This is a genomic window from Micromonospora sp. CNZ309, from assembly GCF_002846525.1.
Genome location: NZ_PJNG01000001.1, coordinates 2,756,723 through 2,775,777 on the forward strand (window position 1 = coordinate 2,756,723; position 19,055 = coordinate 2,775,777).

At 68.1% G+C, this 19,055-nt stretch carries 16 protein-coding genes; 3 read left to right on the forward strand and 13 right to left on the reverse strand.

Annotation, left to right across the window (positions count from 1 at the left end; genetic code table 11):
* Positions 1-84: 84 nt before the first annotated feature.
* The 11 genes from CLT72_RS10920 to CLT72_RS10970 all read right to left on the reverse strand — a co-directional run bounded on the left by CLT72_RS10920 (position 85) and on the right by CLT72_RS10970 (position 12,343).
* Positions 85-1,020: a peptidase M23 gene (locus tag CLT72_RS10920; protein WP_101411330.1), complete on the reverse strand. Its 936-nt coding sequence runs from the start codon at positions 1,018-1,020 to the stop codon at positions 85-87.
* A gap of 410 nt (positions 1,021-1,430) precedes the next feature.
* Positions 1,431-2,414: a pyridoxal-phosphate dependent enzyme gene (locus CLT72_RS10925; RefSeq protein WP_101411332.1), complete on the reverse strand. Its 984-nt coding sequence runs from the start codon at positions 2,412-2,414 to the stop codon at positions 1,431-1,433.
* Positions 2,411-3,730 (reverse strand): MFS transporter, encoded by a 1,320-nt coding sequence (locus CLT72_RS10930; protein WP_486484235.1) that lies wholly within the window; start codon positions 3,728-3,730, stop codon positions 2,411-2,413. Before CLT72_RS10930 ends, CLT72_RS10925 begins: the two co-directional genes overlap by 4 nt.
* Positions 3,727-5,208 carry a PLP-dependent cysteine synthase family protein gene (locus tag CLT72_RS10935; protein WP_486484236.1) on the reverse strand — a complete coding sequence of 494 codons (1,482 nt, stop codon included), beginning with the start codon at positions 5,206-5,208 and terminating at the stop codon, positions 3,727-3,729. Before CLT72_RS10935 ends, CLT72_RS10930 begins: the two co-directional genes overlap by 4 nt.
* Before the next feature lie 644 nt (positions 5,209-5,852).
* On the reverse strand, positions 5,853-6,743 hold the full coding sequence (locus CLT72_RS10940) for an IS3 family transposase (RefSeq protein WP_101409310.1): 891 nt from the start codon (positions 6,741-6,743) through the stop codon (positions 5,853-5,855).
* On the reverse strand, positions 6,740-7,039 hold the full coding sequence (locus CLT72_RS10945; protein WP_088981155.1) for a transposase: 300 nt from the start codon (positions 7,037-7,039) through the stop codon (positions 6,740-6,742). Before CLT72_RS10945 ends, CLT72_RS10940 begins: the two co-directional genes overlap by 4 nt.
* Before the next feature lie 397 nt (positions 7,040-7,436).
* On the reverse strand, positions 7,437-8,849 hold the full coding sequence (locus tag CLT72_RS10950; protein WP_486484237.1) for a C40 family peptidase: 1,413 nt from the start codon (positions 8,847-8,849) through the stop codon (positions 7,437-7,439).
* Between the two features lie 428 nt (positions 8,850-9,277).
* Positions 9,278-10,198: a M56 family metallopeptidase gene (locus CLT72_RS10955; RefSeq protein ID WP_101411338.1), complete on the reverse strand. Its 921-nt coding sequence runs from the start codon at positions 10,196-10,198 to the stop codon at positions 9,278-9,280.
* Positions 10,195-10,560, reverse strand: coding sequence for a BlaI/MecI/CopY family transcriptional regulator (locus tag CLT72_RS10960; protein ID WP_486484238.1), 366 nt, complete (start codon positions 10,558-10,560; stop codon positions 10,195-10,197). Before CLT72_RS10960 ends, CLT72_RS10955 begins: the two co-directional genes overlap by 4 nt.
* 152 nt (positions 10,561-10,712) lie before the next feature.
* Positions 10,713-11,390: a C39 family peptidase gene (locus CLT72_RS10965; protein ID WP_101411340.1), complete on the reverse strand. Its 678-nt coding sequence runs from the start codon at positions 11,388-11,390 to the stop codon at positions 10,713-10,715.
* 320 nt (positions 11,391-11,710) lie between these two features.
* Positions 11,711-12,343, reverse strand: coding sequence for a DUF305 domain-containing protein (locus CLT72_RS10970; RefSeq protein WP_101411342.1), 633 nt, complete (start codon positions 12,341-12,343; stop codon positions 11,711-11,713).
* Between the two features lie 152 nt (positions 12,344-12,495).
* On the opposite strand from CLT72_RS10970, the gene CLT72_RS10975 reads away from it, so the two are divergent.
* The gene (locus CLT72_RS10975) at positions 12,496-12,822 is read left to right on the forward strand and encodes a hypothetical protein (RefSeq protein ID WP_101411344.1); all 327 of its coding nucleotides are present in this window, start codon (positions 12,496-12,498) and stop codon (positions 12,820-12,822) included.
* Between the two features lie 137 nt (positions 12,823-12,959).
* Here CLT72_RS10975 and CLT72_RS10980 read toward each other — a convergent pair whose 3' ends face one another.
* A complete protein-coding gene (locus CLT72_RS10980) occupies positions 12,960-13,412 on the reverse strand; it encodes a DUF2752 domain-containing protein (RefSeq protein WP_101411346.1) in 453 nt (150 codons plus the stop codon).
* Between the two features lie 180 nt (positions 13,413-13,592).
* On the opposite strand from CLT72_RS10980, the gene CLT72_RS10985 reads away from it, so the two are divergent.
* Positions 13,593-14,465, forward strand: a complete 873-nt coding sequence (locus CLT72_RS10985) for a F510_1955 family glycosylhydrolase (RefSeq protein WP_101411348.1) — start codon at positions 13,593-13,595, stop codon at positions 14,463-14,465.
* 89 nt (positions 14,466-14,554) lie between these two features.
* Here CLT72_RS10985 and CLT72_RS10990 read toward each other — a convergent pair whose 3' ends face one another.
* Entirely contained in the window at positions 14,555-16,840 is a 2,286-nt protein-coding gene (locus tag CLT72_RS10990; RefSeq protein WP_486484239.1) for a heavy metal translocating P-type ATPase, read from the reverse strand.
* Between the two features lie 523 nt (positions 16,841-17,363).
* Here CLT72_RS10990 and CLT72_RS10995 point away from each other — a divergent pair.
* Positions 17,364-18,926: a multicopper oxidase family protein gene (locus tag CLT72_RS10995; protein WP_101411352.1), complete on the forward strand. Its 1,563-nt coding sequence runs from the start codon at positions 17,364-17,366 to the stop codon at positions 18,924-18,926.
* Positions 18,927-19,055 lie beyond the last annotated feature (129 nt).

Sequence of the window (19,055 nt, forward strand, 5' to 3'; positions counted from 1 at the left end):
GCACTAGCGCTCCCAAAGCTCCCACAGGTCAGCGAGTTTGAGTCTTTGGCCGGATCGGGATGTCACCAGGTCGAGTCCGTCCGGTCAGCTGCCAACGATCGTGTCCACCACCTCGGCGGCCCGCCACTCGTGCTGGGCATACAGATCCGGGAACGCGGAAACCTGCACGGCCTGCGCAGCGACGGTCAACGGCAGGTCCTGCCAGCCGGGAATCTCCTGCAGCGCGGTCAGGAACTGCCGGGTAGCGAACTCTGGGTCCATCAGCCGGCCCACCGGACCCCAGCCGGTGCTCGGGCGCTGCTGGAATAGCCCGACGGAGTCGTGGTCCCAGCCGACGGCCTGGTGCGGGTAGTTCTGTGACTCCGGCAGCACGCCGCTGGCGTAGTTGTAGAGGTTGCTCTCCTGCATGGCGGTGGCCACGGCGATGACCAGGCCCCGACGGGGCACGCCCATGTCACGCCCGGTCCGGACGATTACCTTGGCGTTGTCCATCTGAGCCTCGTCCAGCCCGGCCACTGGCGCAATCCGCTTCGGCTTGGCCTTGGGTTTTGGCTTGGCCTTTGGCTTTGGCTCGGCCTTGGGCTTTTCCTGCGTCGGAGACGGAGCGATGTCCGGGTCGGCCGGGAGGACGGCTGGCGTCGACGCCTGGCGTGCGCTCCCCCGTGAGGCAGCGTCCCGCTCCGCCCGCTGGGCGATCTCCGTGCGGTTGATGGGCTCGCCGGTCTCGTCGGCTGCGCCGCGATTGACCTGGGCGAGGCCCACCAGGCCGAGGCAGCAGACCACACCGGTGGCCATCACGACACGGGGTCGGACGGGTCGGCCGGCGAACGGGTTACCGAAGGCGTTGAGGCGGGCGAGGAGGTTGGCTAGACCGAGGGCTTGGTTTGGCCGAGTGCGGGGACTGAGGGGAGCCGGGGTCGCACGGGAGGCGGCCGAACGATCGGTGGATGGGGTATCGTCCGAACGGTCAGTCGGATCGCCGAGGCCCTGCCGGTTGTCGAGGGTGCCGTCGTCACGCATTCGACGAGGCTAGGCAGGACAAACTCCGATCACCCAGGGTGATCATATGGCCCTCCTCACACTTCGACGCTCGGAGAGTGGACGTCATGCCACGGCGCGGGAGGACTGGTAACGACCACCCCAGTCCGGGCATACCTCTGCTGGACGACGTGGTGTGCAGCGCGCGGCAGGTAGCGCCCGGTTGAACCACGGGCTGCCCTTGATCACCATCTTCCGCCTTTTGGGCGATGCGCTGATCCGCCTGGCGGCCCGCCGCCATGCCCAGATCGACTACTCGGCCCTTCCTCGTCTGGCAAGGAGGGTGGCCGACAGTGTCCGCGCTCCGCACCTGACACTTGGTCGGTGGGTAGCAGCTGATGGACTCGGTCCGGGCGGCGCCCCATGCGGGATGACCGCCCGGACCGTGCGCTTCAGTCGCTGGGACTCGTGCCGGCGATGAGCTGCCCGAACAGGCCCGTGCTGATATTCCCGCCGGAGACGATCAACCCCACCCGGCGGTGCAGCATTCGGACCCGGCCGGCCAGCATCGCGGCTACGGCAAGGGCACCGCTCGGCTCGACAACGATCTTCATCCGGTCGAACAGAAATTTCATTGCCGTAAGAATCTCCTCATCGGTGACCACGACGACGTCGTCCACAAGCCGCTGAATGATCGGAAACGTCACGTCTCCGGTCCGTTCCCCGGTCACTCCGTCCGCGATGGTGCGGGGCACCGGAATGCGGATCGGCTGACCGGCCCGCAGAGACCGCCGGTTTTTATCCCCGGCCTCAGTCTCCACCCCGATAATGCGCGTGGTGGGCGCAATCACCCGAAGGACGGTGGCGCAGCCGGCCAACTGCCCCCCACCGCCCAGCGGAACGACCAGCGCGTCCAAGCCATCGACGTCGTCCCAAAGCTCCACCGCCGTCGTGCCCGCACCAGCGACCACGTCCCGATGATCATAGGGTGGGATCACCGTCAACCTGCGCTCGGCGGCGAGCCGGTCGGTAATCTCGAACCGATTGTCGGTGTACCGGTCGAACATAACCACCTCGGCGCCGTACTGGGCGGTGGCAGTCACCTTGGACGCCGGTGCGTCACGCGGCATCACGACGACGGCGCGGGAGCCGAGGACATGCGCGGCCAGTGCAACCGCCTGTGCATGGTTGCCTGAGGAGAAGGCGATGACGCCACGACGGCGGGCACCATCGTCCAACCGCGACACGGCGTTGTATGCCCCTCGGAACTTGAAAGCGCCGACGCGCTGGAAATTCTCACATTTGACGAACAACGTGGCACCGGTCCGCTGGTTCAAGGTGCGTGAGGTCAGCACGGGCGTCCGATGCGCAACACCGGAGAGCCGTTTCGCGGCGGCAAACACGTCGTCTGAGCTGACTGCGAGGCGATTTGTCATCGTGAAGTCGCTCCTTGCGAGATGGCCGTGTCGGCTGTGGCAGGGGCCGGTGCAGAGGCAGGCTCGAGTCGATGGGAGCGGGCGAGCAGCGTGACCGCACCGGCACAGGCTCCCCCCGTCGCGGCGAGTGCTAGCCAGGGCAGCGCGGGAAACTCCCAACGCTGAGCAAGTCCCCAGACAGCACCCGTGGCCAGGTTCCCGGCGGTGATCCCAATGCCGGCGAACGTGTTGTACAGCCCGTAGTGCGTCGCGACGAGCCGGTCCTGGGCTAGCGCCACGATGGTGTCCATCTCGAACGGGTACGCCACCACGGCACCCAAGGTGAGCAGCACCGTGGCGACCAGAGTCGGAAGAATCGCCACCGTGGCCGTGCCCATGGAACCCTGACGGGCGGTCAGCCCGGCGGTCGCGGCCAGCGGCAGGAACGCCACTGCCATCAGGACTAGGCCGGCGGCGACCGCCTTGCCGGAATCCCAGCGCTGCCGGGCCCAGCTGGTGACCCGAATCTGCCCGATGATGGCCACGACGGCGGAGAGGGCGAACAGGGCGCTGCTGCCGATGGCGCCGCTCTCCCCCAGCACCTTTGCGGCCTGCAATGGCAGTGCGAGGTAGATCTGCGATGACAGCACGTAGGAACCAATCATGGCCAGGGAGAACAGCAGGAATGAGCGGTTGCCGATGACCTGGCGCCAGTCCGCTCGCAGCCGACTGACACCGTCTTGCCGTGCATCAACGGTGGGTGCGGACCGCGCCGGTAGGGCACGCACCTGCACCACGGTGAGCACCAGGAAGATCGCCGCCGCGGTCGCACAGACGAGCCGGAAGTCGACGCTGATCAGGGCAAGTCCCACGACCGGCCCGATGAGAATGCCGGCTTGATAGAAGATGTTGAACGCCGCAAACGCCTCGACGCGGTGTTCTCCTGCCTCCGCCGCGACGTATGCCCGCACCGCAGGATTGAACAGCGCGCCAGCGAGCCCGGTGGCCACCGATGCGATCAGTAGAGTGCGCAGGTCTGCGCCAAGGCCGAGCAGCGCGAATCCCATGGTACGTAGGGCGCAGCCGAGAACGATCATGGGCTTGTAACCGAATTTGTCGGCGAGCATGCCGCCTATGAGAAACATGCCCTGCTGGCTGAGCGTTCGCACGCCTAGGACCAAGCCCACGGTCCAGGCGGCCATGCCCAGACCCGAGGCGAGATAATTGGCCAGGTAAGGCATCAACATGTAAAAGCCGAGATTGATGCCGAGCTGGTTGACCATCAACAGTTGAAGGGGCCGGTCAAACGAGCCGATTTGGCGCCAGGTGTTCCTCACCATTGTCTCCTGGCGTCCCAGCGCGCTCCTTGGCCGCTGCTGATTCTGCTGTCCTCTGCGCCAGCCGCCGGCAACGGTTCGGCTTCGGCACGCTGGTGTTGTGCGGGATCGATGACGGTGTCGCAGCGGGTCCAGCGGGTAACCTCGCGCTCCTGCGGGTGACCGAGGTGCTCGGGTTGCGGGGCCGGCGGCCGATCCAACAGGTGATGCCGGCGGCAGTAGTCGTCGTTGAAGATGGTGTCGACGTAGCGAGCCGCCCCGTCGGGAAAAACTGCTGCGACCCGAGTGGACGGAGAGTGGGTACGGGCGACCCAGGAAGCGACAACCGCTACGGCACCTACGCTCCATCCGCCCGTGAGGTAGCGGGCAGCGGCAAGACGCCGACATGCCCACACCGCTTCGGCCGGGGACACCCAGTGCACTTCCGCGAAGGCCCCGTAGTCGACGTTACGGGGGTAGATGCTGCTGCCCAGCCCTCGCATAAGGCGCGGCCGATCGGGTTGACCGAAGATCGTCGACCCCACGGTGTCGACCCCAACCAGCTGCAGGTCCGGGTTCGTCTCCCGAAGCACACGGGAGACACCGGCGCTGTGGCCACCGGTGCCGACGCTGCAGACCAACACGTCGACGTGGTTGAGCTGCGTTGCCAGTTCCCGGGCCAGTCCCTCGTAGGCTTTTACGTTATCCGGGTTGTGGTACTGGTCGGGGCACCAGGCGTCTGGTTGTTCCGCGAGCAACTGGGCGACCCGATCCCGGCGTGCCTGCTGCCAACCACCCTGCGGGTGCGGCCTGTCGACGACTTCGACCCTGGCACCGTAGGCGGCCAACAGGCGCCGCATGTGGGGCTCCATCCCCGCGTCGGTGACCAACGTGACCGGGTGCCCGTAAAGCATCCCGCCCAAGGCCAGCCCGAGCCCGAGGGTCCCGGAGGTGGATTCGACAACTGGTGCTCCCGGAGCGAGGTTCCCTCTCCTTCGTGCCTGATCCAGGAGGTAAAGGCCGGGCCTGTCCTTGATCCCGCCAGGATTGTGGCCTTCCAATTTGGCCCAGAAGCCCGCCTCACTGTGCCCAGTCAGGTCGGGAATCCACAGGACCGGAGTATTTCCCACCAAGTGTTCGGGAGTCGATGCGGCCATCGCCGCACCGGGGACAGGATGGTCTGCAACGCCGTAGGGGGCGTGAAGGTACTTCGCCACAAGATGCCTCTCGTCTTCTCGTCTACGCTTATGGTCACCGCCGGGAAGCGCGGACCCTGTGGGTGTCCGCGCTGCTGGGGCCCCTATATGCGAAGGACCGACGACGATGTTCCTGCCGTCACGAGCGGCATCGACGAATGCGTCAAATGGGATGGCCGTTGGCTGGCGGATAGAGGGCCGCCGTCCATGTGGTGCCTGTGGGTGAGCAGCGCAGGGGGGCCGATGAGTTCGGTGACGGATCTGTAGGGCATGACCATTGCCACTGGGGCAGGATGTGAACATCCCTCGGAACGCACTGGGCTGCCCGCGACCGATGAGTCGGCGCCATCGACACTGAGCGATGCATTGGGCGGATTGCCATGGTGACCGACCGGATGGCCGTGGTGACCGGGCGGAGTGGAATGGGCCGGGGCGGATGGCGTGCACCAGCCGACAAGCGTGACCAGACCTGCCGCCACCAGGGCGACCAGGAGAGTGGCCAGAGGTGCCCGCGGCGTCCGGCCCAGCCAGTGACGTCGCGCCACGGATCCCCCCTACGCATAACGGCTGAAAGGATGGCAATAGCCGATATTCGCCGACGCAAGCCTAGCGCCTGGGCAGCTATAACTACAGAGGGAGACTCTTTCACTACATCGAGAATCGCGGTCGGCAGTCACGGACATCGTCCAACTGCGACATCCGGACGTCGATGCGGTCTGCCAAAGGGACGGCGAGGCGATCAGTGAGTTGGGCTGGGTGGGCAGGGCATCCATGACGCGCATGGCGGATCCTGGCCACCGCGATGCTCAACTTCGGCGTTTGCTCAACACCGCATGGGTCACCGGCCAGCCCAACGGCACGCGAGGCAGCTGCTGCGCTACCGCCACCACTACAGGCGGAGCGATCAGAGCAGTTGTGTCAATCCCCTGGAATCGTGGAGGGCTCCGTTATGCGGCCTGGGCCTCCAGGGCGCGGGTCTCTGATCGTTCGTAGTCGATGGGGGATCGCCAGTCGCAGACGGAGTGCCGGCGGCGCCGGTTGTAGAAGTCGGTGATCCAGGTGGCGATCTTCAGGCGTGCCTCGGTACGGGTACGGAAGTGACGGCGGTGGACGTACTCGACCTTGATGGTGGAGAAGGTGGCCTCGGCGACGGCGTTGTCGAAGCACGACCCGACCCGGCCCATCGACTGGCGTACCTTCCACCGGGCACAGGCCCGGTCGAAGTCGGCCGAGGTGTACTCGCTGCCCCTGTCGCTGTGGAAGATCACCCCGTCCACGCAGCCGCCGCGGGTGACGGCGGCCATGTTCAGCGCGGCGACGACCAGCCCGGCGTCGTGATGGGCGCCCATCGCGTAGCCGAGGATGCGACGGGAGTACAGGTCGATGACGGTGGCCAGGTAGAGCTTGCCCTCGTCGGTGCGGATCTCGGTCATGTCGCCGCACCAGGCGACATCCGGCGCCGGCGCGGTGAACACCCGCTTGATGAGGTCCGGTGCGGCCGGACGCTTACCTTGGCGGGTCAGGCCCCGCCGGCGGCGCTTGACCCGGGCGGCCAAGCCCAGCTCGGCCATGAGCTGCGCGATCGTGTTGTCGGAGACCTGCCAGCCGGACTCGCGCAGCTCGATGCCGATGCGCGGGCTGCCGTAGGTGCCACCCGAGTCGTCGAACACCTTCTGGACCGCGGCCGACAATCGAGCACGCCGGTCATCGCGGCGCGTTGGCGGCCGGTCACGCCACTTGTAGAACCATGACTCGGACACCCCCAGGGCCCGGCAGGCTAGCGCGTGCGGCACGTCGTGCTCGGTCCTCTGGGAAGCGATGAAGGCGGCCACGCTCACCGGCCCGTCGCTTCCTTGACCCACAGGACCACGGATCGCTTGAGGACATCACGCTCCATCGCCAGCTCCGCGTTCTCCCGCCGCAACCGTGCCAGCTCCGCCCGCTCGTCCTCTGCCAGCTGCCCAGCAGCGGCCTCACCGCGAGTCTCGCGGTCCCTCTTCACCCAGTTCGCCAGGGTCCCGCTGTTGATCCCCAGGTCGCGGGCGACCTGAGCGATTGACTTGCCCGTCTCGCGCACGATGCGCACCGCGCCCGCCCGGAACTCCGGATCGAACTGGCGTCTCGTCTCAGCCATGAACCTCTATCCCTCAAGCTCTGGCCTCCACGCTACGAGGGGAAGGGCAGTTGTCACCCCGGCCGAGGCGACCGTGAACGCGTGCTCGCCTCTCGTCAAGGAACGCCAGGAGTGGGAGCCGAGCCGCGAACGATGCGGTTCACGAGGACGCGGTCAACCATCATCGTCACCACCCCGCCAGCGCGGGGTCGTGGCGGTGGCATGAAGATTGGCGCTTGCAGGCGCGATCGGGTCTCTCGTCACCGGCCGGCCGGAGGAAGACCGGCGAGATCGCGGACACCTGCCGTCGTGGGTGGGGGAGCTGCTGCCTACCCAATGACCTTGTTGCGGTGGCAACATGACGCCGGTGAAAGGTGGGCGATGTCAGTCGCCCGGGTTGGGTGCCCGTGAGCAGGGATCACGATAGGGAGGAATTCCAGGTGGCCGACGGTATGGGGGCGCTGGTGGCGCTCCCCGTGGTAGTGGGGCTGGGGATGCTCGTGTGGGTTGGCGTGGCGGTCGGACGGGGCGTGGTCGGCGCGGGAGTGGGCTTCGGCGTGTTGCTCGGGGTCGGGCGTGGGTTCGCCGTTGCGGTGGGCGTGGGCCGCGGGGTTGGCGGCTTAGGTTCCGTGGGCTTGGGGGTGGGTTTGGCGGTAGGCGTCTGGGGGGACGGCACCTCTGGGATAACCCTGGTGGCGGCGAAGAATCGCGACCACCAAACGGTGGAGACCTTGACGACGTCACCGGTGGTCGGCGCGTGGACCATCTTGCCGTTGCCGATGTACATGCCCATGTGGTGGATGGTGTTCCAGCTGGCACCGGAGGCGAAGAAGACCAGGTCACCGGGGAGCAGCGCGTTGCGGTCGACGGTGCGCCCTCGCGTGGCGTAGTACTGGTCGCGTGACACGCGTGGGAGTTGGTCGTAGTCGGCACCCGTGGAGCGGTACGCGGCCCAAATCAGCCCTGAGCAGTCGTAACGGCTAGGGCCTTCAGCGGCCCACTCATAGGGCTTGCCTAGCTGCGCGAGTGCGAAGCGAACGGCGGCCATAGCCCGCGGGTGTGCCGCCTTGCCGGCGATGCTGCCACTACCGATGACATCGACGCCGAGACGTTGTTCCGCGGCTTCGCGTTGCCGCTCAATCGCAACCAGCTCATCGGCGTTGCGTCGTTTGAGCGCAAGCAACGCCGCCTCACGTTGCTTGTAGGTCGCCTCCAAGGAGCTGTATCGGCCGCGAGCCGCCATGTCAGCCGCGGCTGCCGCGCTGTGCTTTGTATAAGCCTGTCGTTCGGCAACCTGCGCCTGTCGTAGCTCGCGAGCGGCGGCGTCGATATCGATGTTGTCCTGCTGTCCGCGATAGGTGCGGGCTAGCGCGCCTATCTCACGCAGGTCGGAGTTCACGGCACCAGAGGGCCATGCGGCGGCCTGCTTGAGGGCATCGGCGGCAGCGGGCACGAGACTCTGCCGTGCCCGCTGAAGAACGTCCCGTGCCTCGCGTAGCTGCCGTTCGGAGTTCTTAAGGGAGACGCTCGCCCGTGTCTGGTCCTGCCCTAGCAGAAGCAACCGCTCGCCGAGGGCAGCTACCTCGGTTTCCAGGGCGAGGATCTGCCCGGCGAGGGGATTCGTCGACGGCAAAGCACTTCGGCCCTCAGGGCTCGGCGTTGTCGTCGCTTGGCCGCCAGGCAGTGGCATAGGTCCAACCGGCACCGGCCGCGTCCCCGCGTCGGGGACGACATTGGGCAGCGGCGGTTCGGCATACACCGGGCTCGCAAACGCCACCGCGGCTACTGCGCCCAACAGAGCGGACCATGCGACCGGACGGAGGACCGCCACGCTTTGCTCGTACCGCCTGGCCCGCCCATACCCGTTACTCATCATCTCGCTCCCCCCGCCCGGGCCTGTCCCACATGGCGTACCGCGGCGGCATCTGGTCCGACAGCCGTCGTCAGGCAGTTACGGAACGACAATAGCGGCCATCTACGATGCGGCGATAGTAGGTGAAGCAAGCTGGAGGAGCGCCGGCACCGACCGGCGGAAGCCGCAGGTGCGCACAGGATCGCCGAACGGTGGAGCGGGTGCAGGTAGCCCCGCCAGAGCAGAGCGAACGCCGTCGGATGCGGCACCTAGTCAGCGAGCGCCTGAGAGACGAAACCCGCACGCAGACGGCGCTGCCGGTGCCAGCCCGCCTTCGGCAAGCATCGCCCCGGTGCCTGTCCCCTAGAGATGGTGGTCTTACCTCAAGGGCCGCAGGCCACATCAGCTCAGGCGCAGAAGAAGACAGCGGTGGCGACACTCACGAGTGCCGGCGCGAACACTGCGGCCAGCGGAAGTGCGATTCGGGCCGAAGTTCGATAGCCCAGTGTCCCGGTCTGCAGTCGGTGCAGCCGCGTCGGCACGTCCGATCCAGCCATCGGCAGGGCGTGCCCGGGGTGTGGGGCACCGTTGAGGGCGATCAGCGCCGCGCGAACTGCGGGCGCGCCGCAGGCGCGCACGGCGACCGCGTCAGCGCACAGCTCGACCAGAAGTCGCATGGCGCCCGGGGCGCGGCGGGTCAGCGGCACCCACGGTGCGGCTGCGGCGAGGACCTCGGCGAAGGCGACGATCAGATGGTGGCGGCCGCGCAGGTGGGCTCGCTCGTGACACACCACCGCTGCGCGTTGCGCCGCAGGCAGCCGCAGGACGCCAGCGCTGACGACGAGAAGTCCCCGGCGGCCACCAACGCTGTAGGCCAGTGGCGCGCGGTGCGGAACCCGCAACACTGGTTCGCGCTCTGGCGTAAGGGTTTCGCCGAGCAGGGTCACTAGGTCCTGGTGCGCTTGTCGGGACTCGCGCTGGGCACGCCACTGCCGAATGGCCACGACCACGCAACGCGCGGCCAACGCAGCGACCCCTACCACGCCGGCGACGCCGAGGACCACGTCCTGCGCCGGCAGCCTGCCATGGCGCACCGCGAGCCAACAGTGGTGCGCGAGATGCTCTGCCCAGTCCTCGACGCTGTTGGCGGGCGCGAGCAGCAACCCCACCCCGGCGGTGAAGGTCAGTAGCACTGCGGCCAGGCTGCCCCACCAGGCGAGCAGCACGGCGACCGGATCACAAACTCGACCCAAGGCGCGGTCCAGCAGGGCCGGGGCCCGCCAGGCTACGACGAACGCACCGACGATGAGGGCAACGGCCGGGCTCACCGGCGATCCGACCGCTCGTCGAGCACCTGCCGCAACACCGTCAGTTCCCGGTCGGATGCCGAACGGGCGAAGTGCAGCAGCACCACGTCGGGCTGGAGACTCGTCTCCAGCATGCGCCGCAAGGTTCGAGCCACGAGTTCCTCCCGGCTGCCGGCGGGGCGATAGTGGTAGGCCTTGCCGCTCTTGTCACGCAGCACCCACTTCTTGCGGTGCAGGTTGTCCAGCACTGTCATGACGGTGGTATAGGCCAGGGTGCGTCCGGTCAGCATTTTGAGCACCTCACGCACCGGCAAGGGCTCGCCCGCTTGCCACAGCACGTCCATGACGGCGGCTTCCAACTCACCCAGGCCGTTCAACGACACACCGCCTCCCACACGCACGTCAGCCTACGCTGACGTCTGAACGCCAGACATCCGTCTGCGGTTTCCGGCGCCGACAGATAAGAGGAATGCGGCGGCCCTGGGCGTTGTGCGTCCAGGGCCGCCGCATTCGGTGTTGTTGCTCAGCGTGGGCCTCAGGCGGAGTAGCCGCGCGAGGCAGCCCACTCGGCCAACTCCCCGACCGACATCCAGTAGGTGCCGTCGCCGACCGGCTGCCACGGATCGGCGATCTTCACCTGGTCGCCGTCATAGGCGACCACGGTCAGGTAGTGCCCGACCGGGAAGTCGCGCGAGACGCCGTCTACGTCGGTGCCAGCGCCGATGACGTTCACCACCGGAACGCGTTCGTTATCGATCGCGGTGGTCAGGTCATCCTTGAGGCGCCGCACCTCGTCTGCGGTGGCCGTGTCGTTCGGGATCTCTCCGGTTTTGTAGACGTCCTTACCCAGCTCTTCGTTGAGCACGCGGGTGACGTCGAAGGCCGAGGCCGTCCCGGCGACCGTGGTGCCCAGCTTCGCCGCCAGCTCGTCCTGACTCTGAATCTTGCCCTGAGCGCTGAGCGCGATGCGGGTCGACGCCGGGCCGCAGAAGTAGATGTTGGGCTGCTCCTGGAACCGGTAGTCGACGCGCTTGTCCGACTTCTTCTCTGCCTGCTGCACGGCGGCGACCGATGGCACCGATGACGGCGCGGCCAGCGCGTCCGTCGCCGGGATTGCGACGCCGGTCGCGATGAGGGCCAGTCCTGCTACGCCGAGCGCGCTGCGGCGCCCCAGTGCGGTACGAGCCGTAGCCCAGTGCGTGCGGGTGTTCATCGTTTGTCACCTTTCCTCGGAGTGACCAGACCGAGGTGTTTATCGGCTGGCATCACGGGGATCCGCCATCTGGCTTCGAGGGCCGGATATGGCGAACGCCGGGGCGGTGCCGCTCCGGCGTACATCTGGGCAACCGGCCATGGCCAGCAGGCATTCCGCGATCATGGCTCAGGCGCCTTGGCCACACCCCCGCCGAGCCGACGAAAATCGGGCATAGCGCCACAGATACGCCAGCCGTGCATCCATTTCCTAACGTCACAGGCCCCAGCAACGCGGCGGCGGCCGGACCCATGTTGGGTCCGGCCGCCGTCTGGTCATGCTTACAGGCGGTCGAGGATCTTCTGCAGGGTCTGCACCTCGGCGGCCTGGTCCGCTTCGATCTTTGCGGCGAGAGCCTTGGCCTCGGGGTTAGCGCCGTTGGCCTGCTCGGTCTTGGCCATTTCGATGGCGCCGTTGTGGTGGGCGATCATCATCTGGGCGAACATCTTGTCGAACTCGGTGCCCTTGGCCGCCTTGAGCTTGTTCATTTGCTCGTCGTTGGCCATGCCGGCCATTCCAGAGCCCGTGCCGTGCATGTCGTGCCCCTCGGGGGCGGCGGTGGGCTTGCCCCACGCGGTCAGCCAGCCGGTCATGGTCGTGATCTCCGGGTCCTGCGCGGCCTTGATTTTCACCGCGAGTTCCTTCAACTCAGGGTCGTTGGCACGGGTCGGCGCGAGATCGGCCATCTCGACGGCCTGCTGGTGGTGCGGAATCATCATCTGGGCGAACATGACGTCGGCGTCGTTGACGGTGGCGCTGGTCTGCGCCGAAGCCGATGCCGTGACGGCCGGGCTGTTGCCGCTGCCGTGGTCCATGCCGCTCATGTCATCGCCGCATGCTGCGGTGGTCGCGAGGACAGCGGACAGCGTGACCCCGGTCAGCAGTGCCCGGCGCAGCACAATGGTGCGCTTCATGGTAAAGGAATGCCTTTCGGTTGATGGTGTGGCGATACAGGCAATTGGCGGTCGCTTGACCGGCCGCGTTCCTATATGCGCGACACCGACACCACAGCGAGGCGCAGCCCCAGCGACGGAGCTGGTGGGCCGCGCCCACCCCTGCGGGCTGCGTGACCAGTCCGGACTGCACGCCTGTTGCGGTGGGATCGCACACGCAACAGAGCCAGTCCGACGGCCCACCCGAACGCGCCGAGCACCGCCAGGCACACCGAGAAGAGATCCAAATCGGTGCCGCCGCCTGTCGTCGGTTCACCTACCTGCGCGATCTGACGCAATTCGTGGAAGCCGTCTGGACCAGCAGCGGTGAGCGCGTGCGGCAGGTCGGCGGCAGTGCTCTCGTGCCCGCTCGCCGCGTGGCCCTGGTGGCCGAAGGTGTGCATGCCGGCGACACCGAGGGCCAGCAGGACGAGCAGCAGCACCCGCGGCGGGCTGATTAACCCGGCCGGGCGCTGGCATGCTGTCCTGTTCATACCGATCCAGGATAGTAGGTGGCATAAGGGGCGAGTAGTCGCGCCTGGCGGAGAAGTGGCACGTGCGCGGCGGCCGGGCGGGATGGGCCGTGTGACGGCCGGGCTTACGGCGTCAGGTTAGGGATATCGAACCAGGAGAACGGCGCCCACGGCAGGTTGCGCAGCACCGTGCTGTAGAGCAGGAAGAAGACGATGTACATCCCGTAGATCCACGCGGGCAGGCGCAGCGCGGGTAGTTCGCGCCCGAGCCAGGCCGAGGCGAGGAAGCGTACGCCGAGGTATGCCAGGAATGGCACCGCGATCAGCGCGGCCAGGTGGTGGCGCGCGGCCTCGGCGAGGTCGCCGTGCAACAGGTAGTAGAACATGCGGGTGCCGCCACAGCCTGGGCCGTTGATGCCGGTGAGGGAGTGCCACAGGCAGGGGCCGGTCGGGTCGGCGACCCGATCGGTGGGATCGAACCGCAGCACGGATCCGACCGCCGCAGCCAGCACTGCGGCTGCGGCCACCGACGCCGCGCGCCGCATCGCCTGGCCAGGCGCCGCCGTAACCTGACGCACCGGTAACCTCCTCGCTGCGCCAGAGGGCGCCCACCCGACCTGTCGCGGTCACGTCTAGACCGTTACGCCTCCACGAGGCTACTACTAGCGAGCGATAGTAGATGGCTTACCATCGGGGCGCGGCTGCGGGATGGTCCCGCGTTGCCTGCAGATCGCGGAGTCGAGGCAAGGGAGCTGAGTGTGGCCCTCAAGGGGCAGAATCGGATGGCCTGGGTGGGGGTGGCCGTCAGCGTCCTCCTGCTCGTCGCAGCCGCGGCCATCGCGAACAGCTGGCGTGAGGACGCCGCCACCTCGACCGCCTCGACGGCGTCGGGACGCGGTCAGCTCAGCCACGTGCACGGCCTCGGCGTAAACCCCGCTGACGGGCAGCTGTATGTGGCGACCCACCACGGCGTATTCCGGCTCTCCGACGCCGAGGCGACGCGGGTCGGGGACGGCCAGCAGGACACCATGGGCTTCACGGTGACCGGCCCTAACGAGTTCCTCGCCTCTGGACACCCTGCCGCGAACGAGGACGGGCCCAGGCACCTGGGGCTCATTCACAGCACCGATGCCGGCCGCTCCTGGCAGAGCCTTTCCCTGGCTGGGCAAGCCGACTTTCACCTGCTGCGCTCCTCCGGCGGCATCGTGTACGGCCTCGATTCGACCAGCGGCACCCTGATGGCCAGCAGTGACCGGATCACCTGGCAATCCCGCTCCACCATCGAGGCCTACGACTTGGCGGTCGATCCCAGCCGGCCAGACACCCTGCTGGCAACGACTGAGCAGGGCATGCGCCGCTCCACCGACGGTGGCCGTACCTGGACTCCGGCTGGCGGCCCGCGGGCGGTGCTACTGCACTGGTCCCCGCGGGAGCTGCTGGCAGTCACGGCGGACGGCGCACTGGTGCGCTCCGCCGACGCGGCCGCGACATGGTCGCCCACCGCCGGCCGGGCGCCGGGTACCCCGGCCGCCCTCACCGTGCACGAGAACGTCATCTACCTGGCGACCGAGGATGGCCAGGTGCTGCGCAGTGCTAACGCAGGCGTGACGTGGCAGGCGATGACGCCCTGAGCCGGGGTCCCGAATCGGCTCCACCCCGGTCAGGGACGGTGCGGCGGCGCGGTAGGGATGAATCCCGGCCGCGCCGCCGTCGTTGGGTGTCAGTGCTGTTCGGCGGTGAGCTTGACCCGGCGCAGCAGCTGGGCGTTCAGCGCCACCACGATGGTGGAGACGGACATCAGCACCGCACCGACCGCCGGGCTGAGCGTGAACCCAGCCCAGGCCAGCGCTCCAGCGGCGAGCGGGATCGCCACCACGTTGTACCCGGCGGCCCAGACCAGATTCTGGATCATCTTCCGGTACGACGCCCGAGACAGCCGGATCACGCCCGTGACCCCACGCGGGTCCGACGAGGCCAGGATGACCCCGGCGGACTCGATGGCGACGTCGGTGCCGGCACCGATCGCCAGGCCGACGTCGGCGCGGGCCAGGGCCGGAGCGTCGTTGACGCCGTCGCCGACCATCGCCACGGTCAGCCCCCGTGCCTGCAGCTCGGCGACCGCCCGGTCCTTGTCCGCGGGCAGCACCTCGGCGAAGACCTCATCCACCCCCGGCCGGAACCCGAGGTCGGCGGCGACCGCCTCGGCAACCGGACGGGCGTCTCCGGTAATCATCACGATCTTCTTGATGCCCTGTTCGCGCAGGTCGGAGATGGCCTGGCGGGCCTCCGGACGAACCTCGTCCTCCAAGGCGAACGCGCCCACCGCGGCCGGTTGGCCGTCCTCGGGCAGACGGATCAGGTGCAGCACGGCCGCACCACGGGCCGACCATCCCCGTGTGATCGTGGCCAGGTCCTCGGGGACCGCTACGCCGAGTTCCCGCAGCAGGGCGGGGCCGCCGACCGCCCAGGTGGTGCCGTCGACGACCGCCTGGACCCCTCGACCAGTCAGGGACCGGAAATCCCGGGCGGTCGCGCGCAGCCCCCAGTCCTGCGCGACCTTGACCAGAGCCTTGGCGAGAGGGTGCTCACTGTCGGCCTCGACCGCGCCGGCGACCCGCAGCACCTCGATTTCGCTGACGCCGCTGGCGGCGGCCATGTCGGTAACCGTGTGGGCGCCCTTGGTCAGGGTCCCGGTCTTGTCGAACAGCACCGCGTCGACAGTGCGCATCCGCTCCAGCGCCATGCGGTCCTTGACCAGGATGCCCGCCTTCGCCGACACCGCGGTGGACAGCGCGATCACCAGCGGGATAGCCAGACCGAGGGCATGGGGGCAGGCGATCACCAGGACCGTCACCGTCCGCACCACGGACTGGTCAACATCGCCCAGCGCCCACCAGGCGGCGAAGGTGACCAACGCGGCGGCGGAGGCGACGTAGAAGAGCATTGCGGCGAACCGGTCAGCCAGGACCTGGGCCCGGCCGCTGGACGCCTGCGCCTGCGCGACGAGCCGGCCGATGCCGGCCAGCGCCGTGTCCTCGCCTACCGCGTCGACCCGGACCCGCAGCGCGGAGTCGGTGGCCACCGCGCCGGCCACCACCCGGTCGCCCACGCCGCGCGGCACCGGCCGGGACTCCCCCGTGATCATCGACTCGTCCAGCTCGGCGGCACCGTCGATGATCCGGCCGTCAGCCGGCACCCTGCCCCCGGAGCGAACCAGAACCACGTCGCCCACTCGCAGCTCGGACACCGATACCCGGTGCACAGCACCGTCGTCGTGGACCCGTTCGGCGTCATCCGGGAGCAGCGCCGCCAGCGCGGCGAGGGCACCCTGCGCCTGGCCGATCGCCTTCATCTCCTGCCAGTGCCCCAGCAGCATGATCGTGACCAGCGCGGCCAGTTCCCACCAGAAATCCAGATCGAACGCGCCGAGGCTGGTGGCCATCGAGGCGACGTAGGCCACGGCGATCGCCATCGAGATCAGCAGCATCATCCCTGGAGCCCGGTCGCGTACCTCGCGGACGCCGCCGACCAGGAACGGCCAGCCTCCGTAGAAGAACACCACCGACCCGAGAACCGGTCCAACCCAGTTCATGCCAGGAAAGTCAAGGGTGTAGCCGAACCAACCCATCACCATATGGCTGGTCGCCACGATCGGAATCGTCAGCGCGAAGCTCAGCCAGAACTTACGCCGGAACTGCTCCGGGTCGTGCCCCGCGTGCTTGTCATGGGCCCCGTGGCCGTGTCCCGCGTGCTGGTCATGGGCCCCGTGCCCACCGGTGGATCCGTGCCCCGCGTGGTCGTGGTGGCCGCCGTTGTGGCTGCCCGCCGGCTGAGCATTGCCCAGATGTCCGTCATGCGGTCCACCGCTGTTGTGCTCGCCCACCTGCACCTGATGCCCCTGGTGCTGCGACTCACCGGTCGGATCAGTGTGGGTCCTGTGTTCGTGTCTCATGCCGTCCACCTCCGACCGGCACCATATACCCGGTAGGGGTATTCGGCAAATCATCTGGCCGCCGCTAACTCGCCCGGCGGGCAGGGGATCAGGAACCCGACGACTGGCATCGATTGGTACCCCTACCCCAGAGCCGTATCGGGGCTCAGGTTGAGAGGCCGGCATGCCGCAGCCGTGTTCGCGCCCCGCAAGGACAAGAGGCCCGGAGCTCCCGGATCCAACGGACAACAAGGACAGCGCGAAGCCTGCCCACGAACCCCAGCCCGCCGCTTGCAATCCCCAGCACTGGGAACCCGGCGGGGGGTAACGGGCTTCAGGATGTGGACCCCGCCTACTGGCGGTCGAGGCCATAGGTGCGGTCGAGGCGGCGCACGGGCCCGCATCCATACCTCCCGCCCACGGGAAGCGCCGCCGGCATCCTGCAGTGGTTGGGCCAGCCGGCAATCACCAGGCAACCACCCAAACAGGGCAATCCTCCGTGAACCCCCCGCTGCCGCGCTCCGTCGCAGCAAGACTCGTTCATGACATCGCCCGCCGCGCGCCGAAAATGCGGCGTCGTCACGACTGAGGAGTAGCCATGACACCGGCCATCACCCGCCGTCGGTTGCTGGCTGGATTGGCAGGCACGATGGGGCTTGCAGGAACCGCTGTCACCGGCGGCGCTCTCGATCCTCGGCCGACTAGCCCTCACGCCGACCTGGTGTCCCGCGTCGAGGGGGCCCGTCGCCATCGTGACGGGGGTACGGTGACCGCGATACTGAATCCCCGGCCGGTCACCATCGACCTCGGCGGGCCACAGGTAAGGACCTGGGGCTACGCAGACGACCTACCCGGGCCGCTGATCAGGGCTCGCGCCGGTGACCTGATTCGCGTCGACGTGGTCAATGACCTGCCCGCCGACACCAGCGTTCACTGGCACGGCGTGGCACTGCGCAATGACATGGACGGCGTCCCGGGCCTCACCCAGGCGCCGATCCTTAGCGGAGGCAGGCACCGCTATGAGTTCATCGCCCCCGACCCTGGCACCTACTTCTACCACCCGCACTCGGGGTTGCAACTCGACCGGGCGCTGTACGGGGTCCTCGTCATTGATGACCCGCACGACCCCGGCGACTATGACCGCGAGTGGATCGTGGTCATCGACGACTGGGTCGACGGCACCGGCCGCACCCCGGAGGACGTACTCGCCGCCCTGACCGCGATGTCCGGCCACGACAGCACCCCGGGAAGGGATCACGGCAGCACGGGTGACGTGCCGAGCATGGGCCACGGCGCCATGGACGTCACTGGTCCCGGGGACATGAGCGGCCACGGGGACATGGCGGGGATGGAGATGATGACCTCGCCCCTGCTCGGCGGCGCCGGGGACGTCGCGTACCCGCATTACCTAATCAACGGCCGTGTGCCCACCGCACCGGTCAGCTTCCGGGCCTCGTCAGGGCAGCGAGTGCGGATCCGGCTGGTCAACGCCGGCTCCGACACGGCGTTCCGGGTGGCGCTGGGCGGGCATCGGATGACGGTCACTCACACCGACGGCTTCCCGGTCGCCCCCACGACGACCGACGCCGTCATACTCGGCATGGGTGAGCGGCTCGACGTCAACGTGGAGCTCATTGACGGGGTGTTCCCACTGGTCGCCGCAGCCGAGGGGAAGTCCGGGCAGGCTCTCGCCCTCGTTCGCACCTGTGCGGGCGACCCACCCCCGGCCGCCGCCCGACCGGCGGAACTGGACCGGCACGTCCTGCTCACCCACACGCTGAGCGCTGGCGAGAACGTAGCGCTGACCGGGCAGCGACCGGACCGGGTGCACCGGCTGGTGCTGGGTGGGTCGATGGCGCCCTACCGGTGGACGATCAACGGCGTGACCTTCGATCACGCCGACCCGCTCCTGGTAGAGCACGGTGAGCGGGTGCGGCTCGAATTCGTCAACGACACGACCATGTTCCACCCCATGCACCTACACGGGCATACCTTCGCCGTGACCGGCAGCGGCGCCCGCAAGGACACCGTCATCGTCACCCCGGACCGGACGGTAACCGTCGACTTCGACGCTACCAACCCGGGTCTGTGGATGGCCCACTGCCACAACGTCTACCACGGCCAAGCCGGCATGATGGCGCACCTGGCGTACCGGCTGTGACACGCCTGCCAAACAGGCGGTGGACCTGCGCACCAAGACCACCGACAGAGGCCAGGGCCGCAGGCGATGTCAGTCATAATGTCCCCTCTCACCGGATTAGGTGGGGCGCTCGACGGCGGCGGCCGGAGA